The sequence below is a fragment of the Streptomyces sp. NPDC054842 genome (assembly GCF_053611025.1).
Map to the genome: position 1 here is coordinate 1 of NZ_JBSGZN010000074.1, position 26,082 is coordinate 26,082.

Sequence of the window (26,082 nt, forward strand, 5' to 3'; positions counted from 1 at the left end):
CCTCGGTTGCGTACCTCCCGTACCCGACGGCCATCTGATGTACCGGCACGGCCCCTCCCGTGCGAGGGCGGCTGCGGGCCGTCGTTCCCTGCGGTGCAGGCGGGCGGGAGCGTGCCTCGTGATTTCGGGGTGTGCGGGGCGGGCGTCGCGCTGGTGGTTCGGTGGGGGGGCGGGGCCTCGGGCGGCTGCGGGTTGTGGGTGGCTGAGCCGCGGGGTGGTCGCTGCGGGCTGACGGCGCGGGCGCGCGGGGCCGGCCCCGCGGGTTCCGGGTGGGGGCGTCCTCCGCGGGCGGGGGGCTTGCCTCGCGGGGTTCGGGGAGTGGGCGCCGGTCAGCGGCGGCGGACGCCCGCTTCCTCGCCGTACTCACCGAGCAGGACGACGCGGACGGCGGCGGTCGCGAAGACCTTGACGGCGCGCAGGGCGTCGCCGAGGCGGTGCCGGGGGTGTCCGCTGTCGAGCGCGGTCGCGCCGCTCGGCGGGACACGGTGGGGTGTGAAGGTCGCTGCACTCATGCTTCCATCATGGAATCCGGACACACCGGATACGTCGGTCTTCCGATGTAACCTCGGCGCCCCCCGCCTACGCCTGCGGGCCGCGCCCCCTCCCCCTCGGGAGGGACACGGGCGCCGGGCACCCCCGGGGAAACTCGGGGTCGGAACCCCGACCCCCGCGCCCGCCCGGAAAAACCGGTTGGCACCCGCCCCCCGTCCTCACCTAGGATCTCCGCTCTTGCCCGCCTCCCTTCACGGAGTGCCGCCGTCCGGCCGGAAACCGGACGGCAGACCACCAGCGACGCAGCCCGTTCCCCGGAGGCAACACCCGTGTCCCCCATGCCCGAAAGCACCGACGACCCCCTTGTCCGCGAGCGGTCGCACCTCGCGGAGTCCCGTGCGGCACTGCGCGCCATGCGGGAGGACGTGGAGTCGCTCGACATCAAGGACGTCACCGCGAACTGGGTGAACGCGGTCGTCCTGCAGAACCAGATCGACCAGCGCATCGCCGCCCTCGCCGACCTCAGCCACACCCCGCTGTTCTTCGGCCGCCTCGACTACCTCCACGCCCCCGGCGCCGACCGGGCCGAGGGCGCGGAGGGCGAGCGGTTCTACATCGGGCGCCGGCACGTGCACGACGCCGACGGGGACCCCATGGTCATCGACTGGCGTGCCCCGGTGTCCCAGCCGTTCTACCGGGCGTCGAAGAAGGACCCGATGGACGTGGCGCTGCGCCGCCGCTTCGGTTACACGGGCGGCGACCTCACGGCGTACGAGGACGAGCACCTCTCCGACCCCGCCGAGGCCGCGGCCACCAGCAAGCTGCTCCAGCAGGAGATCGAGCGGCCGCGCGTCGGCCCGATGCGCGACATCGTGGCGACCATCCAGCCCGAGCAGGACGAGATCGTCCGCGCGGGCCTCTCCGGCTCCGTGTGCGTGCAGGGCGGCCCCGGCACCGGAAAGACGGCGGTGGGCCTGCACCGGGTCGCGTACCTGCTGTACGCGCACCGGGACCGGCTGGCCCGCACCGGCACTCTGGTGATCGGGCCCAACCGGTCCTTCCTGCACTACATCGAACAGGTCCTGCCGGCGCTAGGCGAGCTGGAGGTCAGGCAGGCCACGGTCGACGACCTGGTGGCGCACGTGGAGGTACGGGGCACGGACGACGCCACGGCCGCCGTCGTGAAGGGCGACGCGCGGATGGCGGAGGTGCTGCGCAGGGCCGTCCGCTCGCACATCACGCCGCCCACCGAGCCGGTCGTGGTGGTGCGCGGCTCCCGGCGCTGGCGCGTTCCGGTGTACGAACTGGAAGAGATTGTCAGGGAGCTGACGGAGCGTGACATCCGGTACGGCGCCGCGGGCGAGGCGTTGCCGCAGCGCATCGCGCACGCCGTCCTCGTCCAGATGGAGCGGGCGGGCGAGGCACCGGACGACCGGGTGCAGGACGCCGTCGCCCGCAACAGCGCCGTGAAGGCGGCGGTCAAGGCGATCTGGCCGCCGGTCGACCCGGCGAAACTGGTCCTGCGGCTGCTGTCCGACGCGGACTTCCTCGCCGAGCACGCCGGGGGGCTCCTCGATGAGGACGAGCGGAAGGCGATCCTCTGGGCGAAGCCGGTGCGCAGCGTGAAGAGCGCCAGGTGGTCGGCCGCGGACGCCGTGCTGATCGACGAGGCGACCGATCTCGTCCGGCGCACGCACTCGCTGGGGCACGTGGTGCTGGACGAGGCGCAGGACCTGTCGCCGATGCAGTACCGGGCGGTGGGGCGGCGCTGCACCACGGGGTCGGCGACCGTGCTCGGCGACCTGGCGCAGGGGACGACGCCCTGGGCGACGCGGAGCTGGGAGGAGGCGCTCGCGCACCTGGGCAAGAGCGACGCCGTCGTGGAGGAGCTGACGGCCGGTTTCCGTGTCCCCACCGACGTGATCACGTACGCGTCCCGGCTGCTGCCGTACATCGCGCCGGGGCTGACGCCCGTGGCGTCGGTGCGGGAGAACCCGGGGTCCTTCGAGGTGCGGGAGGTCGCCGCCGTCGAGGAGGTGGTCGCCGCCTGCGCCGAGTCCCTGCGCCGCGAGGGGTCGATCGGCCTGATCGCCGCCGACGCCCGGGTCCCGGCGCTGGCCGAGGCGCTGGCGGCGGCCGGGATCCCCTGCCTGGACCCGGGCGAGGAGACCACCCCGGACGCCCGGCTCACCCTCGTGCCGGCCTCGCTCGCCAAGGGCCTGGAGTACGACTACGTGGTCCTGGACGAGCCGCGGGCCGTGGTCGACGGCGAGCCGGACGAACGCACCGGTCTGCGCCGCCTGTACGTGGCCCTGACCCGAGCGGTCTCGGGCCTGATCGTCACCCACACGGCCCCGCTCCCACCCCAGCTCGACTGAATCGGCCTTGTGTGCCCAGTAGTCGGGGGCGCGGACTGCCGTACGGCACCCGGCCGGAGCCGGGTGTCACAGGTGCACCCGTGTGCCGGCCGGCATCGGCGTCGGGGGCCCGAGCGCGGGCGCACGGTACGGCAACTGCGATCCCGGCAGCGGGCGGTGACGCCCTGTCAGACGGGTCCGCCCGGCAAGGGCTACGCGTCCAGCGCCGTCCGCCATGCGCGGACCGCCTCGGCGGCGACCGGGGCGGTCCAGCCGCCGGGCCGGGCCGCTCCGCCGATGTGGAAGGCGTCCACGCCGGCCGCGCGCAGCCGGGGCACGTGGTCGAGGCGGAGACCGCCGCCGACCAGGACCTGCGGCTCGTAGCCGGGCTCGCCGCGGCGGTCCGCCTCCGCCAGGAGGGTGGGCAGTCCGTCGTCGACGCCGGCGGCCGAGCCGGCCGTCAGATAGGCGTCCAGGCCCGGCAGGTCCGCGAGCTGCTTGCGCAGGGCGTCACGGTCGGCGGCCCGGTCGATCGCGCGGTGGAACGTCCACCGGCAGCCGTCCAGCTCGGCCGCCAGCCGCTCCACGACGGCCAGGTCCGGGCCGCCCTGCTCGTCCAGGAAGCCGAGGACGAACTCCTCGGCCCCGGCGGCCCGCATCTCCCGTGCGGTCGCGACGAGCGCGGCGGTCCCCTCGGCGCCGCCCGCCGCGAAGCCGTCCGCCAGCCGCAGCATCACGCGCAGCGAGATGTCGACGGCGGCGCGGATCCCGGCGTACGTCTCCACCGCGGGGGTGAGCCCGTCGGCGGCCATGTCGGCGACCAGTTCGAGGCGGTCGGCGCCTCCCGCCTGGGCGGCGACGGCGTCCTCGACGTCGAGGGCGATCACCTCCAGGACCGCACGCTTGCTCATAGGACCTCTTCCCTTGGGCGGCTACAGGTCTAGTCCAATCCAAGACTACGCCCGTAGCGCGTGCGCCCGCGAGAAGATCGCGCGAGTGGCGGGCCGCCGCCACCCGCTCCGTACGCCACCGGGTGCCGTGCGCCCCGCCGGGGACGCCGGGGACAATGGCCGGCATGGCACAGGACGAGACCGGGACGGCACCCGGGGCGGCGCGGCGGCATCCCGCGCACGAGGAGCTGGTACGGCGCTGGGCGGCGGCGGTCGAGGCGGCCCGGGCACCGGACGCCCGGACGGCCGCCCCGGCCGGCACCGGACCCGCGCCCTCCCCCCGCCCGTACGCCGAGAACCTCCTCGGCCGCTGGGCCGAGCCGCAGCGGCGGTACCACACCACCGACCACCTCCTCGCGGTCCTGGACCGGATCGACGTCCTTCAGGAGTACGCCGGGGACCCTGCGGCGGTGCGGCTGGCGGCGTGGTTCCACGACGCGGTCTACCTGCCGGACCGCTCGACCAACGAGGAGCGGTCCGCCCGGCTCGCCGAACGGGCGCTGCCGGAGCTGGGCGTGGACGAGTCCCGTACCGCCGAGGTCGCCCGGCTCGTCCGCCTCACCGTGGGCCACGACCCCGGCCCGGACGACGCGAACGGCGCCGTCCTGTGCGACGCCGACCTCGCCGTGCTGGCCTCGCCCCCGGACGCGTACGCCGCGTACACGGCCGCCGTCCGCGAGGAGTACGCCTTCGTCCCCCCGGACGCCTTCCGCGCGGGCCGGGCGGACGTCCTGCGGCACCTGCTGGGCCTGCCGCGGCTGTTCCGCACCCCGCACGGCGCGCGGGAGTGGGAGGAGCGGGCCCGCGGGAACCTCCGGGAGGAGCTGGCGGCGCTCACCGCGTAAGGGGCGCCCCGCATCAGGAGGTCACCGCGCGGCCGGTGCGGCGGGGAATGTGCTCCCGTCCCCGGTCGTTGCACCCTGATATGCCCGCACCCGCCGATCGCCCCCGCATGCCCCTGGCCGTCTACATACTCGGGCTGTCCGTGTTCGCGCTCGGCACGAGCGAGTTCATGCTGTCCGGGCTGCTGCCGCCCATCGCCGACGACATGGGCGTCACGATCCCGCAGGCGGGACTGCTCATCTCGGCGTTCGCGATCGGCATGGTGGTGGGCGCGCCGCTGCTGGCCGTGGCGACCCTGCGGCTGCCGCGCCGCACCACGCTGCTCGCGCTGATCACCGTCTTCGGGCTCGGCCAGGTCGCGGGCGCGCTGGCCCCGTCGTACGGGGTGCTCTTCGCGTCCCGGGTGGTGTCCGCGCTGGCCTGCGCCGGTTTCTGGGCGGTGGGCGCCGCGGTGGCCGTCGCGATGGTCCCGGCGACCGCGCGGGCCCGCGCCCTGGCCGTGATGATCGGCGGGCTGTCGATCGCGAACGTCCTCGGTGTCCCGGCCGGTGCCTTCCTCGGCGAGCACCTGGGCTGGCGGTCGGCCTTCTGGGCCGTGGGCGCGGCCTCCGCGGTCGCCCTGGCCGGCGTCGCCACGCTGATCCCCCGCATCCCGCTGCCGGACGAGAAGCCGCGGCTCAGGCGGGAGCTGCGGATCTACCGCGATTCCCAGGTCCTGCTGTCCATCACCGTCACCGCGCTCGCCGCGGGCGGTGTCTTCTGCGCGTTCAGCTACCTCTCCCCGCTGCTGACGGACGTGGCCGGTCTGGACGAGGGCTGGGTGCCGACGGTGCTGGCGCTGTTCGGCGTCGGGGCGCTGCTCGGGACGACGATCGGCGGGCGCTTCGCCGACGCGCACCTCTTCGGGGTGCTGGTCAGCGGCATCACGGCCTCGACGGTCGTCCTCGCCGCCCTCGCCCTCCTCGGCCAGTACGCCGTGGCCGCGGTGATCCTGTCCTTCGTCCTCGGCGTCACCTGCTTCTCCACGGCACCGGCGCTGAACTCCCGGATGTTCGACGTCGCGAGCGCCGCCCCGACCCTGGCCGGCGCCACCGTCACGGCCTCCTTCAACCTGGGCAACACCGGCGGGCCCTGGCTCGGCGGCACGGTCATCGACGCGGGCTTCGGCTACGCCTCCACGGCGTGGGCGGGCGCCGCGCTGACGGTGGCCGCACTCGCGGTGGTGATCGTCTCCCTGCGGCTGCACCGGCGCACCCGGGCCTCGCGCGTGGTGGCCGGGGCCGGCTCGGCGCCGCGTCCGGTCCGCACCGAGGTGTGAACCGCCCGCCGTCCCGGCGCGGTCCGCGGACGTCTCAGCGGGGTCCCGCCCACTTCTTGCGCCTGCGCAGTCCCGAGCCGTACAGCAGCCGGACGACCTCACGGCTGCCGACCTCGACCGCGCCCGCCCGCACGGCGTCCGGGTACCGGTGCGCGGGGATGTCGTAGTGGTCCCGCTCGAAGGCCCGCCGCGGGACGCCCAACTCCTCGGCGAAGGCGTGCAGTTCCTCGAACGAGACGTCGCTGACGAGGTGGGACCACATCCGCCCGTGCCCGGGCCAGGCGGGCGGGTCTATGTACACCGTCACGACGAGGGCTTCCCGCCGGTGCCGGAGCCCAGCGCGCCGACGGAGGCGACCTTCACGCCCGCCTTGTGGCACACCCAGTGCGGGTCGGGCCCCAACTCGGGCTCCACGTCGAGCGCGTGCGGGTCGCCCGAGCCGCAGACCGGGCACAGCGGCCACCGGCCGCGCCGCTCCAGCAGGGCGTCCTGGACGTCCTGCGCGACCAGTCCCGCCACGTAGCCCGCGCCCTCCGGCCACTGCTCGACCCACCAGCGGCGCTGCGCCACCGACTCCTCGACGAGGGAGACGACGTCCGCCTCCGCGACCTCGCCCGCGATCAGGTCGGCGAGCACGAGCGCGCGCGCCGCGTGCAGCGCCTGCTCCAGGGGGCTGATGGGGTCCATGCACCTATTGTGCGCACCCTTGACCGTCCACCCCAAAGGAAAATATCTTTCAGAGGTGACCCATGACGTGAAGGAAATTTTCGCCGGGGAGGCTCCGCCCGCCCCCGCCGCCCTCGCGGCCAAGGTGCGCACGCTGGCCCCGTCGATGACCCGCTCCATGCAGCGCGTCGCCGAGGCGGTCGCCGGCGACCCGGCCGGCTGCGCGGCCCTCACGGTCACCGGCCTCGCCGAACTCACCGGCACCAGCGAGGCGACGGTGGTCCGCACCGCCCGTCTCCTCGGCTACCCGGGGTACCGGGACCTGCGCCTCGCGCTCGCGGGCCTGGCCGCCCAGCAGCAGTCCGGGCGGGCGCCCGCCGTCACCGCGGACATCGCGGTCGACGACCCGATCGCCGACGTCGTCGCCAAGCTCGCCTACGACGAGCAGCAGACCCTCGCCGACACCGCGGCCGGACTCGACACGGTCCAGCTCGGTGCCGCCGTCACCGCGCTCGCCGCCGCCCGCCGCGTCGACATCTACGGCGTCGGCGCGTCCGGCCTGGTCGCCCAGGACCTCGCCCAGAAGCTGCTGCGCATCGGGCTCATAGCCCACCCGCACAGCGACCCGCACCTCGCCGTCACCAACGCGGTGCAGCTGCGCGCCAAGGACGTGGCGATAGCCATCACGCACTCGGGCTCCACCGGCGACGTCATCGAACCCCTTCGGGTCGCCTTCGAGCGCGGTGCGACGACGGTCGCGGTCACCGGCCGACCGGACGGACCCGTCACGCAGTACGCGGACCACGTCCTCACCACCTCCACGGCCCGCGAGAGCGAGCTGCGGCCCGCCGCGATGTCCTCCCGCACGAGCCAACTGCTCGTCGTGGACTGCCTGTTCGTGGGGGTCGCCCAGCGGACCTACGAGACCGCGGCGCCCGCGCTCTCCGCCTCCTACGAGGCGCTGGCCCACCGCCACAGCCCGCGCGGCTCGCGCCGCTGACCGCGAGCGTCCCGCCCGCCCCCGTAGCTCCGACGACGCATCCACGGAACGCGCGCACGCCCAGCCCGTACGCGCGGAAAGCACCGGAAAGAGCCGCTCCACATGACCTCCACCGCCGACGCCTCCTCCCACCGCCGCGACCTGCGCGACGACCACCGCGCCCCGGGTGACGCCGCCCACGGGGACCCGGCCGGGGGCGACGACCTGCGCGCCCAGCTGGAGACCCTGACCACCGAGGCGTTCCGCCCCGAGCTCTCCGAGATCGACCGGCTGCCGACGGCCGAGATCGCCCGCCTGATGAACGGCGAGGACGCCTCCGTGCCCGCCGCCGTCGCCGCCGCGCTGCCGCTCATCGCCGAGGCGATCGACGCCGTCGCGGACCGGATGTCCCGCGGCGGCCGGCTGATCTACGCCGGCGCGGGCACGGCCGGCCGGCTCGGCGTGCTGGACGCGTCCGAGTGCCCGCCCACGTTCAACACCGACCCCGCGCAGGTCGTCGGCCTGATCGCGGGCGGCCCGAGCGCGCTGGTCACCTCGGTCGAGGGCGCGGAGGACTCCCGGGAGCTCGCCGCGGCCGACCTGGAGGCGCTGGCCCTGACCGCCGACGACACCGTGGTCGGCGTCTCCGCGTCGGGCCGCACCCCGTACGCCGTCGGCGCCGTCGAGCACGCCCGCGCCCGGGGCGCGCTGACCGTGGGCCTGTCGTGCAACGCGGACAGCGCCCTCGCCGCCGCCGCCGACCACGGCATCGAGATCGTGGTCGGCCCCGAACTGCTGACCGGCTCCACCCGGCTGAAGGCCGGCACCGCCCAGAAACTCGTCCTGAACATGCTCTCGACGATCACGATGATCCGGCTAGGCAAGACGTACGGGAACCTGATGGTCGACGTCCGCGCCTCGAACGAGAAGCTCCGGGCCCGCTCCCGCCGCATCGTCGCGCTGGCGACCGGCGCCTCGGACGAGGAGATCGAGTCGGCCCTCGCCGCCACGGACGGCGAGGTCAAGACCGCGATCCTGACGATCCTGGGCGAGGTCGACGCCCCGACGGCCGCGCGTCTCCTCGACACGAGCGGCGGCCACCTGAGGGCGGCCCTGCAAGCCACCCACGGCTGAGGACGCTTGCCGGGGCGCCCTCGCACCGCCCGGTCCGGGCCCCCGAGACCGCACCGGGGCCCTCAGCGTGCCGCGCGGGCCCCCGCGGCACGGGCGGGGCACCATGGGCGGCAGGCGCCGTCCCTCCCGCACAGCAAGGCCCGCATGAGCACTGAAGCCACCCCCCGTGCCACCGCCGCCGCGATCCTCCCCCTCGTCGGGGGCGCGGCGAACGTCGTGTCCGTGGCCCACTGCATGACCCGGCTGCGGCTCGGCCTGCGGGACCGGACACAGGTGCGGGAGGACGCCCTGCGGGCGCTGCCCGCCGTCCTGGGCGTGGTGGACGACGACACGTACCAGATCGTGCTCGGCCCGGGCGCGGTCGCCCGGATCACCCCGGAGTTCGAGGCGCTCGTCGCCGCGGGCCCCACGGCCGCCGACACCCTGGAGAGCCGCGGAGCGCGGCTGCGGGCCGCCCGCCGGGAACGCAACGCGACACCGCTCAAGCTCCTGCTGCGCCGCGTCGCGAACATCTTCGTCCCGCTGATCCCGGCCCTGATCGGCTGCGGCGTCATCGCCGGCCTCAACGGCCTGCTGGTGAACCTCGGCCTGCTCGCCTCCTTCACGCCCGCCCTCACCGCGGTCGCCTCCGGCTTCATGGCGCTCATCGCCGTGTTCGTCGGCGTCAACACCGCGAAGGAGTTCGGCGGCACCCCCGTCCTGGGCGGCGCCGTCGCGGCGATCGTCGTGTACCCGGGCGTCGCCAAGGTGACGGTGTTCGGCACCACGCTAGCGCCGGGCCAGGGCGGCGTCCTCGGCGCACTGGCGGCGGCGCTCCTCGCGACGTACGTCGAGAAGTGGTGCCGCGGCCGGGTCCCGGACGCCCTCGACGTGCTGCTCACCCCGGCCGTCACCGTGCTCGTGGCCGGCCTCGCCACCCTGTACGGCCTGATGTACGCGGCCGGCGAGGTCTCCGCGGCGATCGGCACGGCGGCCGACTGGCTCCTCGGCCACACCGGCGCCTTCGCCGGACTGGTGCTCGGCGGCCTGTTCCTCCCGCTGGTGATGCTCGGCCTGCACCAGGCGCTGATCCCGATCCACACCACCCTCATCGAGCAGCAGGGCCACACCGTCCTGCTGCCCATCCTGGCCATGGCGGGCGCGGGCCAGGTCGGCGCCGCCCTCGCGGTCTACGTCCGGCTGCGCCACGACCACTCGCTGCGGACGACGATCAGGTCGGCGCTCCCCGCGGGCCTGCTGGGAGTGGGCGAGCCGCTCATCTACGGGGTGTCGCTCCCCCTCGGACGCCCGTTCGTGACGGCCTGCGCGGGCGGCGCGGCGGGCGGTGCCTTCGTCGGGTTCTTCTCCATGGCCGGCGACACGGTCGGCTCGACCGCGATCGGCCCCTCGGGCTGGGCCCTGTTCCCGCTCCTCTCCGGCAACCGGGGCCTGGCGCTCACGGCCGCCGTCTACGCGGGCGGCCTCCTCACCGGCTACCTGGTGGGCTTCGCCGCGACGTACTTCTTCGGCCTGGGCTCCGTCGAGCGGCCGGCCGGTGCCCCGGCGGACGCGACGGACGCGACGGCGGCCCCGCGCTGACCGGCCCGGTCCGCGCTGTCGGCGGCGTGTGCGATTCTGCTAGGACAGCACTCCGCCCCGGGAGGGACACCGCACGCCCATGAACCACGCACAGCTGACCGCTCTGGGCCGCGCGCTGCGGCTGCTGGGCGAGCACGGCGAGGCGCTCGGCGCCGACAGCCCCGACGCGAAGCTGCACGAGGTCAAGGCCGACCTGAAGCGGGCCCTGGACCTGCTGGAGGAGACCGTCACCACGGCGGTGCCCACCACGCGCTGCGCCGAGCACCCGACCGGGCCGGTGGACGAGGGCGCCGTCGACCTGTGCCTGCTGTGCGAGACCCGGCGCCGCGCCGCCCGCCGCTCCGAGGTCAACGGCTCCTACGCGCACGGCCGCCCCACCGGGCCCGACGAGTCCGCCGACCGCACCCAGTCCCGGTACGGCGTCCGTGCCGACCGCCCGCAGCCCCAGCAGCGCTGGCTGCCGGAGGTGTGGAACGGCCAGGCGTGGCAGCTGTGCGGCACCCCCCGCCGCGACCGCCACGAGGCCGAGCGCTACCTCGCCGCCGAGCGCAGGTCCCCCCGCCCCGGGATGGCCTACCGCCTGGTCCACGAGTTCACCGACTACGAGGTCCTGCGGATCTGGGGCACCCCCGTCAAGATCGACATCGAGCCGATGGGGAACCTGTAGGCGGACCGGGAGAGGCCGGGAGGTCCGTCCGGGACCCGGCCCCCCCGTCCGCGCGGTCACGGCAGGCGCGCCTCCGCGTTGAGCCGCCGCACCCGCGCCCGCAGCACCTCCCCCTGCGGGGCCTCCGCGAGCGCCTCCGGCGGGCAGTCCCACTCCCGCCCGCCACCGGGCGGCCGCAGTTGCACGACGCCGCCCTCGTGTCCCATCACCTGGCCGAGCCGGCCGTCCCGCGTGTCGATCGCGTACTCCGCGCTCACGCGTCACCGCCCTCGCCGCCGGTGCCGCAAGCGCGCAGTGCGGCGGCCAGTCTCCGGGCGGTGCCCACGTTGCACCGGCCGAGCGCGACCAGGGCGAACGGCTCGTCGCTCGCGCCGGTCACCGGATCGACCCGAAGCGACGGCAGCACCACACCGACGCCTGCCAGCGCCGCCCGCAACTCCGCCACGATCTCCTCCGTCGGCCGTACGTGTGTACCCGGCGTCATCTCCATCGGACCGTTCCCTCCACGCTGAGTGTTCGTGTTCGGTACTCAGCGTGGTCGGCGGGCCCCTAACCTGGCCAGAGACGGCGTCTCAACAACCCAGGCTGTGTGACAGGGAGTTGCCATGCCCGGACCGAAGGACCTCGACCCCGCCTCGTCGCCCCGCGCCATGATCGGGGCGGAGTTGCGGCACGCCCGCGAGAACGCGGGCCTCAGCCAGGCCGAGCTGGGCGAACCCCTCTTCGTGAGCGGTTCGTTCATCGGCCAGCTGGAGGCCGGGACGCGGCGGCTGCACCTCGAATACGCCGTCCAGATAGACGAGATCCTCGGGACCAGGGGGTTCTTCGAGCGCAACTGCCGGGCGCTGGCCAGGTCCCGGTACCCGGACCACTTCGCCGAAGCGGCGGAGGCGGAGGCGATCGCCACGGCGATCAGGGAGTATTCGAGCCTGCTGATCCCGGGGCTGTTGCAGACGGAGCGGTACGCGGAAGCGGTCTTCCGCGCCTACAAGCCGACGGCGCCCGACGCCGACATCCGGGCGCTGGTGGCCGCCCGACTCGACCGAGCGCGCCTGATCGACCATCCAACAGAGCCGTTGTTGTGGGTGGTCGTGGACGAGGCCGCCGTCCGGCGAGAGGTGGGCGGCGCCGTCGTGATGGCGGAGGCACTCCGGCACGTGACGGGCCTGGCACGCGATCACCGCATCCTGGTGCAGGTGCTGCCGTTCGCTTCAGGAGCGCACGCGTCGATGACCGGTCCGCTGAAGCTGATGGACTTCGAGGACGCGGCTCCGCTGTCGTTCGTCGAGGGACCGGACATGGGCAAGCTGCTGGACGACCCGGCGACGGTGGCCCGGCACAGCCTCACCTTCAACCTCCTCCAGGCGGCGGCCCTTTCGCCCCGGGACTCCCTGGCACTGATTGAGTCCGTGGCGGAGGATTACGGCCATGGAGACCAACACCCGTGAGAACGGCCTGACGGCAACCACCTGGTACAAGTCCAGCTACAGCGGGGGCGAGGGCGGGAACTGCCTGGAGGTCGCTCGCTGGCGCAAGTCCACCTACAGCGCCGGTGACGGCGGCGACTGCCTAGAGGTCGCCGACGGTCACCCGGCGCTCGTCCCCGTGCGGGACTCCAAGAACCTCGGGCCCGAGATCGCCTTCGGCGTCGCCGCCTGGGCCGCGTTCGTCACGCACGTCGGTTCCGGCGGCTGACCGGCGCCGGACACGCGAAAGGGGCGGCGCCCCCGTCACGGCGGGCGCCGCCCCTCGATGCGGGCGCGGTCAGCTCAGCGAGCCCAGCGCCGCCGCCTCGTACGACTTCAGCTCGTCGTGGCGGCCGGCCAGGACCTTCGCCGCCCACTCCGGGTCCTGGAGCAGCGCGCGGCCGATCGCGACGAGGTCGAACTCGTCGCGCTCCAGCCGGTCGAGCAGGTCGTCGATGCCGCGGACGGAGGAGCCCTCGCCCTGGAAAGCCTTGAGGAACTCGCCGGTGAGGCCGACCGAGCCGACGCTGATCGCGGGCTTGCCGGTCAGCTTCTTCGTCCAGCCGGCCAGGTTCAGGTCGGAGCCGTCGAACTCGGGCACCCAGTAGCGGCGCGTGGAGGCGTGGAAGGCGTCGACGCCGGCCGCGGCGAGCGGGGCGAGGACGGCCTCCAGCTCCTCCGGGGTCTCGGCGAGGCGGGCGTCGTAGTCCTGCTGCTTCCACTGCGAGTAGCGGAACAGCACGGGGAACTCGGGCGAGACGGCGTCACGGACCGCGGCGACGATCTCCGCCGCGAACTTCGCACGGGCCACCGGGTCGCCGCCGTACGCGTCGGTGCGCCGGTTGGTGCCGGACCACAGGAACTGATCGAGCAGGTAGCCGTGGGCGCCGTGCAGCTCGACGCCGTCGAAGCCGATGCGCTCGGCGTCCGCGGCGGCCTTGGCGAACGCCTCGATGACGTCGTCGATGTCCTGCTGGGTCATCGCCTTGCCCTTGGGCTCGGCGCCGGCGGTGTGGATGCCGGAGGGGCCGACCGCGGGGGCGTCGGCGAAGGGCGGCTGGCCCGCCCGGCGGACCATGCCGATGTGCCAGAGCTGCGGCACGATCGTGCCGCCGGCCGCGTGCACGGCGTCGGCGACCTTCGTCCAGCCGGCGAGCTGCTCCTCGCCGTGGAAGCGCGGCACGCGGTCGCTCTGGCCCGCGGAGTCGTGGCCGACGTAGGTGCCCTCGGTGACGATGAGGCCCACGCCCGCGGCGGCGCGCCGCGCGTAGTAGCCGACCACGTCCTCGCCCGGTACGCCGCCCGGCGAGAACTCCCGGGTCATCGGTGCCATCACGATCCGGTTCGGGACGGTCAGGCCGTTCAGGGACACGGGCCGGGAAAGGATCTCGGCTGCGCGGGACGCGGCGTCGGCTGTCACGTGAGGGCTCCTCGGGGCGGGGAAGACGGACATTCCGGTGGGTATGTGCACGTGCATTGACCCACCCTCCGGACAACGGTCCCCGGCGCCGCGGCATTCCGGGTCCCCGCCGTGCAGCGGTGTGATCCCGGCCACGCGGGCGGGGGGCCACCCCGGAAACGCCCGAGGGCGGCACCCCTGGGAAGGGGTGCCGCCCTCGGAAAGGACGAGCCTGATCCGGGAGGATCAGAAGTCCATGTCACCGCCCGGCATGCCGCCCGGGGCGCCGCCGGCGGCGGCCTTCTCGGGCTTGTCGGCGATGACGGCCTCGGTGGTGAGGAACAGCGCGGCGATGGACGCGGCGTTCTGCAGGGCAGAGCGCGTGACCTTCGCCGGGTCGATGATGCCCTCGGCGATCATGTCCACGTACTCACCGGTCGCGGCGTTCAGACCGTGGCCGACGGGCAGGTTGCGGACCTTCTCGACGATGACGCCGCCCTCGAGACCGCCGTTGACGGCGATCTGCTTGAGCGGGGCCTCCAGGGCGAGCTTCACGGCGTTGGCGCCGGTCGCCTCGTCACCCGTCAGCTCCAGCTTCTCGAAGACCGAGGAGGCCTGGAGCAGGGCCACGCCACCACCGGCGACGATGCCCTCCTCGACGGCCGCCTTCGCGTTGCGAACGGCGTCCTCGATGCGGTGCTTGCGCTCCTTGAGCTCGACCTCCGTGGCGGCACCGGCCTTGATGACGGCCACGCCGCCGGCCAGCTTCGCCAGACGCTCCTGGAGCTTCTCGCGGTCGTAGTCCGAGTCGGAGTTCTCGATCTCGGCGCGGATCTGGTTGACCCGGCCGGCGACCTGGTCGGCGGAGCCGGCGCCGTCGACGATCGTGGTCTCGTCCTTGGTGATGACGACCTTGCGGGCGCGGCCGAGCAGGTCGATGCCCGCGTTCTCCAGCTTGAGGCCGACCTCCTCGGAGATGACCTCGCCGCCCGTGAGGATGGCGATGTCGCCGAGCATGGCCTTGCGGCGGTCACCGAAGCCCGGGGCCTTGACGGCGACGGACTTGAAGGTGCCACGGATCTTGTTGACGACCAGGGTCGACAGGGCCTCGCCCTCGACGTCCTCGGCGATGATCAGCAGCGGCTTGCCGGACTGCATGACCTTCTCGAGGAGCGGCAGCAGGTCCTTGACGTTGCTGATCTTCGAGTTGGCGATCAGGATGTACGGGTCGTCGAGGACGGCCTCCATACGCTCCATGTCGGTGGCGAAGTACGCCGAGATGTAGCCCTTGTCGAAGCGCATACCCTCGGTGAGCTCCAGCTCCAGACCGAAGGTCTGGGACTCCTCGACGGTGATGACGCCTTCCTTGCCGACCTTGTCCATCGCCTCGGCGATGAGCTCGCCGATCTGGGTGTCGGCGGCGGAGATGGAGGCCGTCGAAGCGATCTGCTCCTTGGTCTCGACATCCTTCGCCTGCTCCAGCAGGGCACCGGAGACGGCCTCGACGGCCTTCTCGATACCGCGCTTGAGAGCCATCGGGTTGGCGCCGGCGGCGACGTTGCGAAGGCCCTCGCGGACCAGCGCCTGGGCCAGGACGGTCGCGGTCGTCGTGCCGTCACCGGCTACGTCGTCCGTCTTCTTCGCGACTTCCTTGACCAGCTCTGCGCCGATCTTCTCGTACGGGTCCTCGAGCTCGATCTCCTTGGCGATGGAAACACCATCGTTGGTGATCGTGGGGGCGCCCCACTTCTTCTCGAGGACGACGTTGCGACCCTTGGGACCAAGGGTGACCTTGACGGCGTCGGCGAGCTGGTTCATCCCGCGCTCGAGACCGCGCCGTGCCTCCTCGTCGAACGCGATGATCTTGGCCATGTGAAGTGGTCCTCCCGGACTGGGGTGGATTGCTCCGGACCGCGCTGGCGCCCGCGACGGACGGCCTGCCTGCCTAGTGGTTCCTTGCCCCACATGGCCTGCGGGCCTCACCGACCCGGTCCTTCGTTGTCACTCTCACCTTCAGAGTGCTAACGCCAATGATTAGCACTCGACCCCCGAGAGTGCAAGGTGCCTCCCTCCAGCGAGCCCCTTCCAGGGGGCGCGCGAAGCGCCTCACGAGCGCCTCCCGAGCGCCTGCGCGGCCCGCGCCACCCCCTCCCGCCCGGCAGGGTCCGGGCCGAGCCCGGGAACGCCGGGGAACGCCCGAGGGGCCCGTACCCCTGATGGGATACGAGCCCCTCGACGTGAGTGAGTGCGTGCGTGCGTGGCCGATCGCGCCGGGATCAGACGGCGAGTTTGACCATGTCCGCCTGCGGACCCTTCTGGCCCTGCGAGATCTCGAACTCCACTCGCTGACCCTCTTCAAGGGTGCGGTAGCCGTCCATCTGAATCGCGCTGTAGTGCACGAAGACGTCCGCACCACCGTCGACCGCGATGAAGCCGTACCCCTTCTCCGCGTTGAACCACTTGACGGTGCCCTGAGCCATGCCTAACTCCCCTATTACTGGCCCTTGCACAGATCCACACTTCGCGGATCCGGGTCAGACCTCACCCCCCAACGGTTGGGGGTGTGCGCCGGAACGCGTCGACCGCGGCTGAATGTATCTGTCCAACTGCCCTCTGCAACAGGTCAATCGGACGAGAATTCCGGGCATCGGCGATCGGCTGTATGTGGAGAATTCGCACATATTCAGGGCAAGTCGGGCCCCGTAAATGCCATAAAAGGCTCAAAAATGCCGGGTACATTGGCTGCTTCTTATCGGGCACCGGGTCGGTGTTCATATGCACCCGGCATGGAAAGCGAAGTAGCTTCCCCAACTCTACCGTGCTCAACCATGCAGAATTGCCCCCTCCGTTTCTCTCACGGAGAGGGCAATCCGGTGAAACGGTGCGTGGTCAGCAGCCGCCGGCCACGGCCGGGATGATTGACACGCCGGCGCCGTCGGGCGTCGCCGTCTCCAGGCCCTGCTCGAACCGCACGTCATCGTCGTTCACGTACACGTTCACGAAGCGGCGCAGCTTGCCCTGGTCGTCCAGGACGCGCGCGGCGATGCCCGTGTGGTTCTTCTCCAGGTCCGTGATGACCTCGGCGAGGGTCGCGCCCTCCGCCGGGACCTCGGCCTTGCCGCCCGTGTAGGTGCGCAGGATCGTGGGGATGCGAACGTTGACGCTCATGATGCGAGGCCAGCCTCTCGGAAGGAGTCCAGGTTCGGGCGGATGGTCGCGGTCAGACCGGTCCCGGCCACCGCGTCGAGGGTCTTGAGGCCGTCACCGGTGTTGAGGACGACCGTGGTCAGCGCCGGGTCCAGGGCGCCGCTCTCGATCAGCTTCTTCGTGACGCCCACGGTCACCCCGCCGGCCGTCTCGGCGAAGATGCCCTCGGTGCGCGCCAGCAGCTTGATCGCGTCGACGATCTGCCCGTCGTCGACATCCTCCACCGCGCCGCCCGTCCGGCGCGCGATGTCGAGGACGTACGGTCCGTCGGCCGGGTTGCCGATGGCGAGCGACTTGGCGATCGTGTCCGGCTTCTGCGGCCGCACGACGTCGTGTCCCGCCTTGTAGGCCACCGACACCGGCGAGCAGCCCTCGGCCTGGGCGCCGAAGATCTTGTACGGCCTGTCCTCGACCAGCCCGAGCCTGATCAGCTCCTGGAGGCCCTTGTCGATCTTCGTGAGCTGCGAGCCGGACGCGATCGGCACGACGAGCTGGTCCGGCAGCCGCCAGCCGAGCTGCTCGCAGATCTCGTACGCGAGGGTCTTCGAGCCCTCCGCGTAGTACGGCCGCAGGTTGACGTTGACGAAGCCCCAGCCCTCACCGGCCGGGTCGCCGATGAGCTCGGAGCAGAAGCGGTTGACGTCGTCGTAGTTGCCCTCGATGCCGACGAGCTCGCCGCCGTAGACCGCGGCCATGACGATCTTGCCCTGCTCCAGGTCGTGCGGGATGAACACGCAGGACCGGAAGCCGGCCCGGGCGGCGGCGGCGCCGACGGCGCCGGCCAGGTTCCCCGTGGAGGAGCAGGAGAGCGTGGTGAAGCCGAAGGCGCGGGCGGCCTCCAGGGCCTGCGCGACGACGCGGTCCTTGAAGGAGTGCGTCGGGTTGCCGGAGTCGTCCTTGACGAACAGCTTGCCGGCCTCGACGCCCAGCTCGCGGGCCAGGTTGTCGGCCTGCACGAGCTTGGTCCAGCCCGGGTTGATGTTCGGCTTGTCGGCGACGTCCGCCGGGACGGGCAGCAGGGGCGCGTAGCGCCAGATGTTCGCGGGGCCCGCCTCGATGCGCTTGCGGAGTTCCTCGGTGTCGTAGGCCGAGAAGTCGTAGGCGATCTCCAGCGGGCCGAAACACTCCTCGCAGGCGAAGACCGGGCCGAGCGGCACGCGGTGTCCGCATTCGCGGCAGGAGAGGGCGGCGGCGGGGCCGAGATCGACGGAGTCCGCGGCGGTGGGGGAGTTCGTGGTGCTTGCAACTGTCTGCGCAGCCATGGAGGCGAGGCCCTTTCTCCTCATCTTCCTCACGGCGCACTTCGCCGTGAGACGGATTTGGCACCTTCCCTAGCCGGGAGCCTCGCGAGCTGACCGATGACGATCAGGACGAGACCGGCTGGAGGGTTGCCGGGGCTTCAACGGGCCGTATCCCTCTGCCCCTCTGGATGAGCGGTGTTCAGTTGTTGATCTGCGCGCGGTTCCCGGATCAGGACATGCGATGGTCATCCGCGTTGTTCAAGACTGTAACCGACGGCCAGGACAGTTGAGATAGTCGTCCGAACCGCGAGATGGATCACACCCCGGGTGGGCGTGTGAGCAGACAGTGAGGAGCCCCGGACCGTGCTGGAAGAAGTCGAGCGCTGGCTGAGCACCCGCTCCTGGTCCGTCACCGATCGCCCGCTGCACAGGCTGATGGCCGCGAAACGGGCGACGGGCTCGACGGTCAGCGTCGTGCTGCCCGCGCTGAACGAGGAAGCGACCGTCGGCGAGATCGTCTCCGTGATCCGCCACGACCTGATGCGGCAGGTCCCGCTCGTCGACGAGATCGTGGTCGTCGACTCGGGGTCGACCGACCGCACCTCGGCGGTCGCCGCCGCGGCGGGCGCCCGGGTGGTGCACCGGGACGCGATCCTGCCGCGCCTGCCGGCCGTCCCCGGCAAGGGCGAGGTCCTGTGGCGGTCACTGCTGGTGACGAGCGGGGACATCGTCTGTTTCGTCGACGCGGACCTGAGGGAGTTCTCGTCGGACTTCGTCACCGGGATCGTGGGCCCGCTGCTCACCGATCCGGACGTCGCCCTCGTCAAGGCCATGTACGACCGGCCGCTGACCGTGTCCGACGGGTCCGCCTCCGGCAGAACCGCCGCGGGCCAGGGCGGACGGGTCACCGAGCTGATGGCGCGCCCGCTGCTGAACATGCACTGGCCGCAGCTCGCGGGCTTCGTGCAGCCGCTGGGCGGCGAGTACGCGGCCCGCCGGTCCCTGCTGGAGCGGCTGCCGTTCCCCGTCGGGTACGGCGTCGAGCTCGGCATGCTGGTCGACGCGCTGCACCTGGTGGGCCTGGACGCGCTCGCGCAGGTCGACGTGGGCGTGCGCAGGCACCGCCACCAGGACGGGCAGGCGCTCGGCCGGATGGCCGCCGCGATCTACCGCACCGCGCAGCTCCGGCTGGCCCGCGGCCATCTGATACGCCCGGCGCTCACCCAGTTCGAGCGGGGCGACGACGGCTTCGAGCCGCGCACCTACTCCGTGGACACGGAGGAGCGCCCCCCGATGGTGGAGATCTCCGAGTACCGCTCACGCAGAGTCGCGTGAGACGGCCCGGAGAGTGACGGACCGTGACGGGCTCCGGCGGTCGTATACGGCCGGTACCCGTCGAGTCCGTACGTTTGAGCGGTTCCGACCCGGGCTAAGTTGAGGCTTATGGCTTCCACGCACGGTGACCACCAGATCCTTGTCGCATCCAACCGCGGTCCGGTCTCCTACGAGGTCCGCGAGGACGGCTCGCTCCACGCCCGGCGCGGCGGGGGCGGACTCGTCTCGGGGCTCTCGGCCATCGGACCGGACGCGGGCGCCCTGTGGGTGTGCGCGGCCCTCGGCGACGGGGACCGCGAGGCGGTGCGGCGCGGGGTCGGCGAGGACGGCGTGCGGATGCTCGACATCGACGCCGAGGTGCACGCGGACGCGTACAACGGCATCGCGAACTCGGTGCTCTGGTTCGTCCACCACATGCTGTACCAGACGCCCCTGGAGCCGGTCTTCGACGCGGAGTTCCGGCGCCAGTGGGCCTCGTACGAGGCGTACAACCGCGCCTTCGCCGAGGCGCTGGCGGAGTCCGCGGCCACCGGTGCCTCGGTCCTGGTGCAGGACTACCACCTGACGCTGGTGCCGGGGATGCTCCGGGAGCTGCGGCCCGACCTGCGCATCGGGCACTTCTCGCACACCCCGTGGGCGCCCGTCGACTACTTCCGGATGCTGCCCGACGACATCGCGGACCAGGTGCTGCGCGGGATGCTGGGCGCGGACCGGCTGGGCTTCCTGACCCGGCGCTGGGCGGACGCGTTCACCGCGTGCTGCGCGGAGCTGGCCGGCGGGACCGGCGACACCCGGATCGGCGTGCACGGTCTGGGCGCGGACGCGGACTTCCTGCGGGCGCGCTCGCACGAGGCGGACGTGGACGACCGGATGGCGGCGCTGCGGGAGCAGATCGGCACGTCTCCCGAGGGGACGCCGCGCCGGACGGTCGTGCGGGTCGACCGCACCGAGCTGTCGAAGAACATCGTGCGCGGACTGCTGGCGTACGAGCGGCTGCTCGCGGACCGGCCGGAGTGGCACGAGCGCGTGGTGCACGTCGCCTTCGCCTACCCGTCCCGGCAGGACCTGGCCGTCTACCGGGAGTACACGGCCGAGGTGCAGCGGGTCGCGGAAGCGATCAACGCCCGGTTCGGGACGCCCGGCTGGACGCCGGTGGTGCTGCACGTCAAGGACGACTTCGCCCGGTCCCTCGCGGCGTACCGGCTGGCGGACGTGGCGCTGGTCAACCCGATCCGGGACGGCATGAACCTGGTCGCCAAGGAGGTGCCCGTCGTCTCGGACGAGGGGTGCGTCCTGGTGCTCTCCCGGGAGGCGGGGGCGCACGAGGAGCTGGGCGAGGACGCCGTCACGGTGAACCCGTACGACGTGGTGGGCACCGCACGCGCGCTGCACGAGGCGCTGACGCTGCCGGCGGACGAGCGCGCCACCCGCGCCAAGCGGCTGGCCGCGGCGGCGACCGCGCTCCCGCCCGCCCAGTGGTTCCTGGACCAGCTGAACGCCCTGCGGGCCTGAGCCCGTCCCGCGCCGGGCGCCGGGCAGGGGTAACCCCGGCCAGGCGCCGGGGAGGGGACCCACCGGCACCGGACGCGGCCGGGCACGGGGTGTCCGTGCCGGCCGGGCCGGGGCGGGTCAGACGATCCGGGCCGCCAGGGCGGTGAGGAGGGCGACGACCCCGGGCGGTCCCTCGACCACCAGGTCGGCGCGCTCGGCGAGTTCGGCGACCTCGGCGCTGCCGCTGCACACCAGCAGGCCCGGTACGCCGTCGGAGCGGAGCTTGTCGACGGCGGCGAAGGCGGGCAGGTCGCCCAGGTCGTCCCCGGCGTAGAGGACGGCCTCGGCGCCGGTCTCGCGCACGTACTCGGTGAGGGCGACGCCCTTGTCCACGCCCGGCGGCCGCAGCTCCAGGACCATCCGGCCGGGCTCGACGATCAGGCCGTGCCGGGCGGCCAGCTCGGTGAGCGGGCCGCGCAGGGTCTCGAAGGCGGCCTGCGGGTCCGCCGCGCGGCGCGTGTGCACGGCGACGGCGCGGCCCTTCTCCTCGATCCAGGTGCCCTGCCAGGCCCCGATCTCGTCCAGGAACCCGGGCAGTTCCGCGCGGACCGCGGCCACCCCGGGGTGCGGGGCGGGCGCGTTGACCGTGCCGCTCACCGCGTCCCAGCGCTCGGCGCCGTAGTGCCCGAGGACCACCAGGTGCTCCAGGCCGGGGACGCCCGCGAAGCCGCCGTGGCGGACCGCGACGCCCGCCGGGCGGCCGGTGACGACGGCCACGGACGCCACCTTGGGCGCGAGGGCCGCCAGGGCCGCAACCGCGCCGGGGTGCGCCCTGGCCTGTTCGGGGTCGGCGACGATCGGGGCGAGCGTCCCGTCGAAGTCGAGAGCGATCACGGCCCGGCCGGGCCGTCCCAGAATGGCGTCGAGTCCCTCGCGCCCGGCCGTGGTCACCGGCGTCGGCAAGGAGTCCGTGGAGTCCGCGTTGCTGCCCATACGACGACCCTATCCGCGAGGGGCCGTACGCACGCATGTCTCATCGGACCGGGTGCGGGCCCGCCGGTCTCAGCGCTCCGCGCGGCGGGCCTCGCGGACCCGGCGCAGGCGGTTGACGGTCACCGGGTCGTGCGCGAGCGCCCTCGGGTCGTCGAGCAGGGCGTTGAGCAGCTGGTAGTACCTGACCGGCACGAGACCCAGCTCCTCGCGTATCGCCCGCTCCTTGGCGCCCGGCCCGGGCCAGTTCCGGCGCGCCGTGGCGAGGACGGCCCGCTCCCGTGGGGTGAGGTCTTCCATGCCGGCCACCGTAGTACCCGGCACCGACACCGCCGCCGGGACGGGCGGGGGTGCCGGAGCCCGGGTGTCCTACTCCGCGCTCTCGGCGATGGTCGCCTTGCGCTGGAGTTCGCCGAGGACGGCCGAGGGACTGCCGCCGGGGCCCAGGGCCTTGCCGATCTCCTGCTTGACGGAGGCGGCGACCCCGGCCCAGCTCGTCCGGCCGACCGGGTAGAGCTCGGCGGCGGGCAGCTGCTCCAGGAACGGCGCGAGATCGCGGTCGTCCTCGTCGGCGGCCATGGCGTCGGACGCGGAGGTGGTCACCGGCAGCAGGTCGTACTGGTGGGAGAAGGCGAGCACGTTCTCGGTGCTGTAGACGTAGTCGAGGAAGTCACCGATCTGGTCGCGGTGGCCGTTCTGCTTGAAGGCCATCATCCAGTCGGCGACGCCCATGGTGGCGCGGCTCCTGCCGTCGACGCCCGGCATCGGCACCATGCCGAACTTCACGCCCTTGGCGGCGGCCGCCCGCATCAGCGTGGGGTGGCCGTTGAGCATGCCGACGTCGCCGCGGGCGAAGGCGGCGAAGGCGTCGGCGCGGTTCAGCTTCGCGGGCGGGGTCGGCCCGGTGAGGCCCTTGTCGACCAGCTCGTCCTTGAGCCAGTCGAAGGTGCTGATGTTCTCCGGGGAGTCGATCTGGTAGGTGCCGACGTCCTGCGTGTAGCCGCCGCCCCCGCTCAGCAGCCACTGCATGGTCTCCGCCTGCGCCTCCTCGGGGCCCAGCGGCAGCGCGTAGGGGACCTTGACGCCCTTGGACTTGAGCACCGCGGCGTCGGCGGCGAGCTGGTCCCAGGTCTTCGGCGGGGTGAGGCCGGCCGAGGAGAACAGCTTCTTGTTGTAGAAGAGCAGCCGCGTGGAGGCGGCGAAGGGCATGCCGTACTGGACCTGCCGCGTCTCGCCCGCGCTGCTGAGCTGGCGGACGAAGTCGGCCTGGGTGGGTATGGAGAGCAGCTCGTCGGCCTCGTACAGCCGGTCCCTGGCCGCGTAGTCGGCGTACGCGCCGATCTGGGCGAGGTCGGGCGCCTTGCCGGCGTCGACCATCTCCCTGACCTTGCGGTCCACGTCGTTCCACGAGTAGACGCTGACCTCGACCTTGATGTCCGGGTGCTTCGCCTCGAACTTCCCGACCAGCCGGTCCCAGTACTTCTTGGAGCTGTCGGCCGCGGAGGTGCCGTAGTCGGCGGCCACCAGCCGCAGCGTCACGTCCTGCGAGCCGGCCGAGCCACCGCAGCCCGCGAGCGCCGCCGTCATGCCCAGCGCGGACACCCCCGCGATCAGTCCTGTCCTACGCCGCTGCACCGCTCGTCCCCACCAAGTTGTCTAGTCCTGTCCAAACTGCGGATACAAGGTCTACACCACGTGAGTGGACTAGACCTCTTGAGGGGTAAGGGGCGACACTGTCCCCCGTGAGACATGTCATCGCCCTCGACGTGGGCGGCACCGGGATGAAGGCCGCCCTCGTGGGGGCCGGTGGCGAGCTGCTCCACGAGGCCCGCAGGGCGACCGGCCGCGAGCGCGGCAGCGACGCCGTCGTCGAGACGATCCTCGACTTCGCGGCCGAGCTGCGGGCCCACGGCGAGCGGGAGTTCGGCGAGAGCGCCGCGGCCGCCGGGGTCGCCGTCCCCGGCATCGTCGACTCCGCGCGGGGCGTCGCCGTCTACTCCGCCAACCTCGGCTGGCGCGACCTCCCGCTGCGCCGGCTGCTCGGTGAGCGGCTGGACGGCGCGCCGGTCGCGCTCGGCCACGACGTGCGCACCGGAGGGCTCGCCGAGGGCCGGATCGGCGCCGGCCGGGGAGCCGACCGCTTCCTGTTCGTGGCGCTGGGCACCGGCATCGCGGGCGCGATCGGCATCGACGGCACGGTCGAGGCGGGCGCGCACGGCTTCGCCGGCGAGATCGGCCACGTCGTCGTGCGGCCCGGCGGCGCCCCGTGCCCGTGCGGGCAGCGCGGCTGCCTGGAACGGTTCGCCTCCGCGGCGGCCGTCAGCGAGTCCTGGGCGCGGGCCTCGGGGAACCCGGACGCCGACGCGGCGGACTGCGCGCGGGCCGTGGCCGCCGGGGACGAGCGGGCCGCGGCCGTCTGGCAGGACGCCGTCGACGCGCTCGCCGACGGACTCGTCACCGCGCTGACCCTGCTGGACCCCGGGGTGCTGATCGTCGGCGGCGGGCTCGCCGAGGCCGGGGACACCCTGTTCGCCCCGCTGCGGGCCGCCCTCGAACGGCGCGTCACCTTCCAGCAGCTGCCGCCCCTCGTCCCCGCCGCCCTCGGCGACACGGCCGGATGTCTGGGTGCCGGACTGCTGGCCTGGGATCTACTCGAAACCGACATCACCGTCCGCTCGGAGGTAACCACCTGATGGCCCCTAGCAAGGTTCTCGCCGGCGCCCGGGTGGTCCTGCCCACCGGGACCGTGGACGGCGGCCGCGTGGTCGTCGACGGCACGCGGATCACCGAGGCCGGTCCCGCCGGGACGCGGCCCGCCGCGGTCCCCGCGGACGCGGAGCACCTCGACCTGACGGGCCACTGGCTGGTCCCCGGCTTCGTCGACATGCACAACCACGGGGGCGGCGGCGCGTCCTTCACCTCCGGGACCGTCGAGGAGGTCCTCAAGGGCGTCCACACCCACCGGCTGCACGGCACGACCACCCTCGTCGCCTCCACCGTCACCGGCGACATGGACGGGCTCGCCCAGCGCGCCGGCCTGCTCTCCGAACTGGCCGAGCAGGGCGACATCGCGGGCATCCACTTCGAGGGCCCGTTCATCTCCCCCTGCCGCAAGGGCGCGCACTCCGAGGAACTGCTGCGCGACCCCGACCCGGCCGAGGTCCGCAAGCTGGTCGACGCGGCGCGCGGCCGGGCCCGGATGGTCACGCTCGCCACCGAACTGCCGGGCGGCCTCGACTCCGTACGCCTGCTCGCCGAGCACGGGGTGATCGCGGCCGTCGGGCACACCGACGCGACCTACGAGCAGACGCGCGAGGCCATCGACGCCGGCGCCACCGTCGCGACGCACCTGTTCAACGCGATGCCCGTGCTCGGCCACCGCTCCCCCGGCCCGATCGCCGCCCTCCTGGAGGACGAGCGGGTCACCGTCGAGCTGATCAACGACGGCACCCACCTGCACCCGGCGGCGCTGGAGCTGGCGTTCCGTCACGCGGGCGCCGGCCGGGTCGCGTTCATCACCGACGCGATGGACGCGGCCGGCTTCGGCGACGGCCGCTACATGCTCGGCCCGCTGGAGGTGGAGGTGGCGGACGGCGTCGCCCGCCTGGTGGAGGGCGGCTCGATCGCGGGCTCCACCCTCACCCTGGACCGCGCCTTCAGGCGGGCGGTGACCGTCGACCGGCTGCCCGTCGAGGACGTCGTCGCCGCGCTGTCCGCCAACCCGGCCCGGCTGCTCGGCGTGTACGACCGGACGGGCTCCGTCGAGGCGGGCAAGGACGCCGACCTCGTGGTGCTCGACGCGGAGTTCGCGGTGACCGGCGTGCTGCGCCGGGGCGAATGGGTGGTTCGTCCTCAACTGGGGTGACACGTGCTCCCGTTGGAGCACCCCGTACGACGGCGGCAGGCCCGGGGGACTAGGTCGTGTCCGCAAAGTCCCGCCGTCCGCCCGGAGGGCGAACAGGCGGGACT

27 protein-coding genes and 1 riboswitch are annotated in these 26,082 nt (G+C 73.2%); of the genes, 13 read left to right on the top strand and 14 right to left on the bottom strand.

What is annotated here, in order from left to right; genetic code table 11:
- Positions 1–329: 329 nt before the first annotated feature.
- Positions 330–512 (bottom strand): hypothetical protein, encoded by a 183-nt coding sequence (locus ACWGIS_RS34535; RefSeq protein WP_453366451.1) that lies wholly within the window; start codon positions 510–512, stop codon positions 330–332.
- 318 nt (positions 513–830) lie between these two features.
- On the opposite strand from ACWGIS_RS34535, the gene ACWGIS_RS34540 reads away from it, so the two are divergent.
- Complete coding sequence (locus tag ACWGIS_RS34540; protein ID WP_453366452.1) at positions 831–2,870, top strand: HelD family protein; 2,040 nt, start codon at positions 831–833, stop codon at positions 2,868–2,870.
- Between the two features lie 191 nt (positions 2,871–3,061).
- Here ACWGIS_RS34540 and ACWGIS_RS34545 read toward each other — a convergent pair whose 3' ends face one another.
- Positions 3,062–3,760 (bottom strand): copper homeostasis protein CutC, encoded by a 699-nt coding sequence (locus ACWGIS_RS34545; RefSeq protein ID WP_453366453.1) that lies wholly within the window; start codon positions 3,758–3,760, stop codon positions 3,062–3,064.
- A gap of 164 nt (positions 3,761–3,924) precedes the next feature.
- Between ACWGIS_RS34545 and ACWGIS_RS34550 the strand changes: the two genes are divergently transcribed.
- Entirely contained in the window at positions 3,925–4,644 is a 720-nt protein-coding gene (locus tag ACWGIS_RS34550; protein WP_453366454.1) for an HD domain-containing protein, read from the top strand.
- A 107-nt stretch (positions 4,645–4,751) separates the two neighbouring features.
- Positions 4,752–5,960, top strand: a complete 1,209-nt coding sequence (locus ACWGIS_RS34555) for a Cmx/CmrA family chloramphenicol efflux MFS transporter (protein WP_453366455.1) — start codon at positions 4,752–4,754, stop codon at positions 5,958–5,960.
- Between the two features lie 34 nt (positions 5,961–5,994).
- Here the strand turns inward: ACWGIS_RS34555 and ACWGIS_RS34560 are convergent, their stop codons facing one another.
- Both ACWGIS_RS34560 and ACWGIS_RS34565 read right to left on the bottom strand, forming a co-directional pair.
- Positions 5,995–6,267, bottom strand: a complete 273-nt coding sequence (locus ACWGIS_RS34560) for a DUF4031 domain-containing protein (protein WP_453366456.1) — start codon at positions 6,265–6,267, stop codon at positions 5,995–5,997.
- The gene (locus tag ACWGIS_RS34565) at positions 6,264–6,647 is read right to left on the bottom strand and encodes a hypothetical protein (protein ID WP_453366457.1); all 384 of its coding nucleotides are present in this window, start codon (positions 6,645–6,647) and stop codon (positions 6,264–6,266) included. Before ACWGIS_RS34565 ends, ACWGIS_RS34560 begins: the two co-directional genes overlap by 4 nt.
- Before the next feature lie 55 nt (positions 6,648–6,702).
- On the opposite strand from ACWGIS_RS34565, the gene ACWGIS_RS34570 reads away from it, so the two are divergent.
- From ACWGIS_RS34570 to ACWGIS_RS34585, 4 genes are all read left to right on the top strand, one after another.
- A complete protein-coding gene (locus tag ACWGIS_RS34570) occupies positions 6,703–7,626 on the top strand; it encodes a MurR/RpiR family transcriptional regulator (RefSeq protein ID WP_453366458.1) in 924 nt (307 codons plus the stop codon).
- Positions 7,627–7,728: 102 nt separating this feature from the next.
- Positions 7,729–8,739: an N-acetylmuramic acid 6-phosphate etherase gene (gene murQ / locus ACWGIS_RS34575; protein ID WP_453366459.1), complete on the top strand. Its 1,011-nt coding sequence runs from the start codon at positions 7,729–7,731 to the stop codon at positions 8,737–8,739.
- A gap of 144 nt (positions 8,740–8,883) precedes the next feature.
- Positions 8,884–10,317 carry a PTS transporter subunit EIIC gene (locus ACWGIS_RS34580; protein ID WP_453366460.1) on the top strand — a complete coding sequence of 478 codons (1,434 nt, stop codon included), beginning with the start codon at positions 8,884–8,886 and terminating at the stop codon, positions 10,315–10,317.
- Positions 10,318–10,396: 79 nt separating this feature from the next.
- Positions 10,397–10,984 (top strand): hypothetical protein, encoded by a 588-nt coding sequence (locus tag ACWGIS_RS34585; protein ID WP_453366461.1) that lies wholly within the window; start codon positions 10,397–10,399, stop codon positions 10,982–10,984.
- Between the two features lie 56 nt (positions 10,985–11,040).
- Here the strand turns inward: ACWGIS_RS34585 and ACWGIS_RS34590 are convergent, their stop codons facing one another.
- Positions 11,041–11,241: a hypothetical protein gene (locus ACWGIS_RS34590; protein ID WP_453366462.1), complete on the bottom strand. Its 201-nt coding sequence runs from the start codon at positions 11,239–11,241 to the stop codon at positions 11,041–11,043.
- Positions 11,238–11,474: a hypothetical protein gene (locus ACWGIS_RS34595; protein WP_453366463.1), complete on the bottom strand. Its 237-nt coding sequence runs from the start codon at positions 11,472–11,474 to the stop codon at positions 11,238–11,240. The genes ACWGIS_RS34590 and ACWGIS_RS34595 overlap by 4 nt, the downstream gene beginning before the upstream one ends.
- Positions 11,475–11,589: 115 nt before the next feature.
- Between ACWGIS_RS34595 and ACWGIS_RS34600 the strand changes: the two genes are divergently transcribed.
- Entirely contained in the window at positions 11,590–12,432 is an 843-nt protein-coding gene (locus ACWGIS_RS34600; RefSeq protein WP_453366464.1) for a helix-turn-helix domain-containing protein, read from the top strand.
- The gene (locus ACWGIS_RS34605) at positions 12,413–12,679 is read left to right on the top strand and encodes a DUF397 domain-containing protein (RefSeq protein ID WP_453366465.1); all 267 of its coding nucleotides are present in this window, start codon (positions 12,413–12,415) and stop codon (positions 12,677–12,679) included. Before ACWGIS_RS34600 ends, ACWGIS_RS34605 begins: the two co-directional genes overlap by 20 nt.
- A gap of 69 nt (positions 12,680–12,748) precedes the next feature.
- On the opposite strand, the gene ACWGIS_RS34610 is transcribed toward ACWGIS_RS34605, so the two are convergent.
- From ACWGIS_RS34610 to thrC, 5 genes are all read right to left on the bottom strand, one after another.
- Positions 12,749–13,870: an NADH:flavin oxidoreductase gene (locus ACWGIS_RS34610; RefSeq protein ID WP_453366466.1), complete on the bottom strand. Its 1,122-nt coding sequence runs from the start codon at positions 13,868–13,870 to the stop codon at positions 12,749–12,751.
- Between the two features lie 225 nt (positions 13,871–14,095).
- Positions 14,096–15,721, bottom strand: coding sequence for a chaperonin GroEL (groL, locus tag ACWGIS_RS34615; RefSeq protein ID WP_355783845.1), 1,626 nt, complete (start codon positions 15,719–15,721; stop codon positions 14,096–14,098).
- Between the two features lie 404 nt (positions 15,722–16,125).
- Positions 16,126–16,329: a cold-shock protein gene (locus ACWGIS_RS34620; protein WP_005315736.1), complete on the bottom strand. Its 204-nt coding sequence runs from the start codon at positions 16,327–16,329 to the stop codon at positions 16,126–16,128.
- Between the two features lie 409 nt (positions 16,330–16,738).
- A complete protein-coding gene (locus ACWGIS_RS34625; RefSeq protein WP_453366467.1) occupies positions 16,739–17,017 on the bottom strand; it encodes a MoaD/ThiS family protein in 279 nt (92 codons plus the stop codon).
- Positions 17,014–18,318 carry a threonine synthase gene (gene thrC, locus ACWGIS_RS34630; RefSeq protein ID WP_453366468.1) on the bottom strand — a complete coding sequence of 435 codons (1,305 nt, stop codon included), beginning with the start codon at positions 18,316–18,318 and terminating at the stop codon, positions 17,014–17,016. The genes ACWGIS_RS34625 and thrC overlap by 4 nt, the downstream gene beginning before the upstream one ends.
- Positions 18,319–18,335: 17 nt before the next feature.
- Positions 18,336–18,492, bottom strand: a riboswitch (SAM riboswitch).
- Between the two features lie 168 nt (positions 18,493–18,660).
- On the opposite strand from thrC, the gene ACWGIS_RS34635 reads away from it, so the two are divergent.
- Positions 18,661–19,632 carry a glucosyl-3-phosphoglycerate synthase gene (locus tag ACWGIS_RS34635; protein ID WP_453366469.1) on the top strand — a complete coding sequence of 324 codons (972 nt, stop codon included), beginning with the start codon at positions 18,661–18,663 and terminating at the stop codon, positions 19,630–19,632.
- Between the two features lie 108 nt (positions 19,633–19,740).
- Positions 19,741–21,144, top strand: coding sequence for an alpha,alpha-trehalose-phosphate synthase (UDP-forming) (locus tag ACWGIS_RS34640; RefSeq protein ID WP_453366470.1), 1,404 nt, complete (start codon positions 19,741–19,743; stop codon positions 21,142–21,144).
- A gap of 117 nt (positions 21,145–21,261) precedes the next feature.
- Here the strand turns inward: ACWGIS_RS34640 and otsB are convergent, their stop codons facing one another.
- From otsB to ACWGIS_RS34655, 3 genes are all read right to left on the bottom strand, one after another.
- Positions 21,262–22,116: a trehalose-phosphatase gene (gene otsB / locus ACWGIS_RS34645; RefSeq protein ID WP_453366471.1), complete on the bottom strand. Its 855-nt coding sequence runs from the start codon at positions 22,114–22,116 to the stop codon at positions 21,262–21,264.
- Positions 22,117–22,185: 69 nt separating this feature from the next.
- The gene (locus ACWGIS_RS34650; RefSeq protein ID WP_453366472.1) at positions 22,186–22,413 is read right to left on the bottom strand and encodes a DUF3263 domain-containing protein; all 228 of its coding nucleotides are present in this window, start codon (positions 22,411–22,413) and stop codon (positions 22,186–22,188) included.
- 69 nt (positions 22,414–22,482) lie between these two features.
- Positions 22,483–23,748, bottom strand: a complete 1,266-nt coding sequence (locus ACWGIS_RS34655) for an ABC transporter substrate-binding protein (protein ID WP_453366473.1) — start codon at positions 23,746–23,748, stop codon at positions 22,483–22,485.
- Between the two features lie 107 nt (positions 23,749–23,855).
- On the opposite strand from ACWGIS_RS34655, the gene ACWGIS_RS34660 reads away from it, so the two are divergent.
- Both ACWGIS_RS34660 and nagA read left to right on the top strand, forming a co-directional pair.
- Entirely contained in the window at positions 23,856–24,806 is a 951-nt protein-coding gene (locus tag ACWGIS_RS34660) for an ROK family protein (protein ID WP_453366474.1), read from the top strand.
- Entirely contained in the window at positions 24,806–25,978 is a 1,173-nt protein-coding gene (gene nagA / locus ACWGIS_RS34665; protein ID WP_453366475.1) for an N-acetylglucosamine-6-phosphate deacetylase, read from the top strand. Before ACWGIS_RS34660 ends, nagA begins: the two co-directional genes overlap by 1 nt.
- Positions 25,979–26,082: the final 104 nt, after the last annotated feature.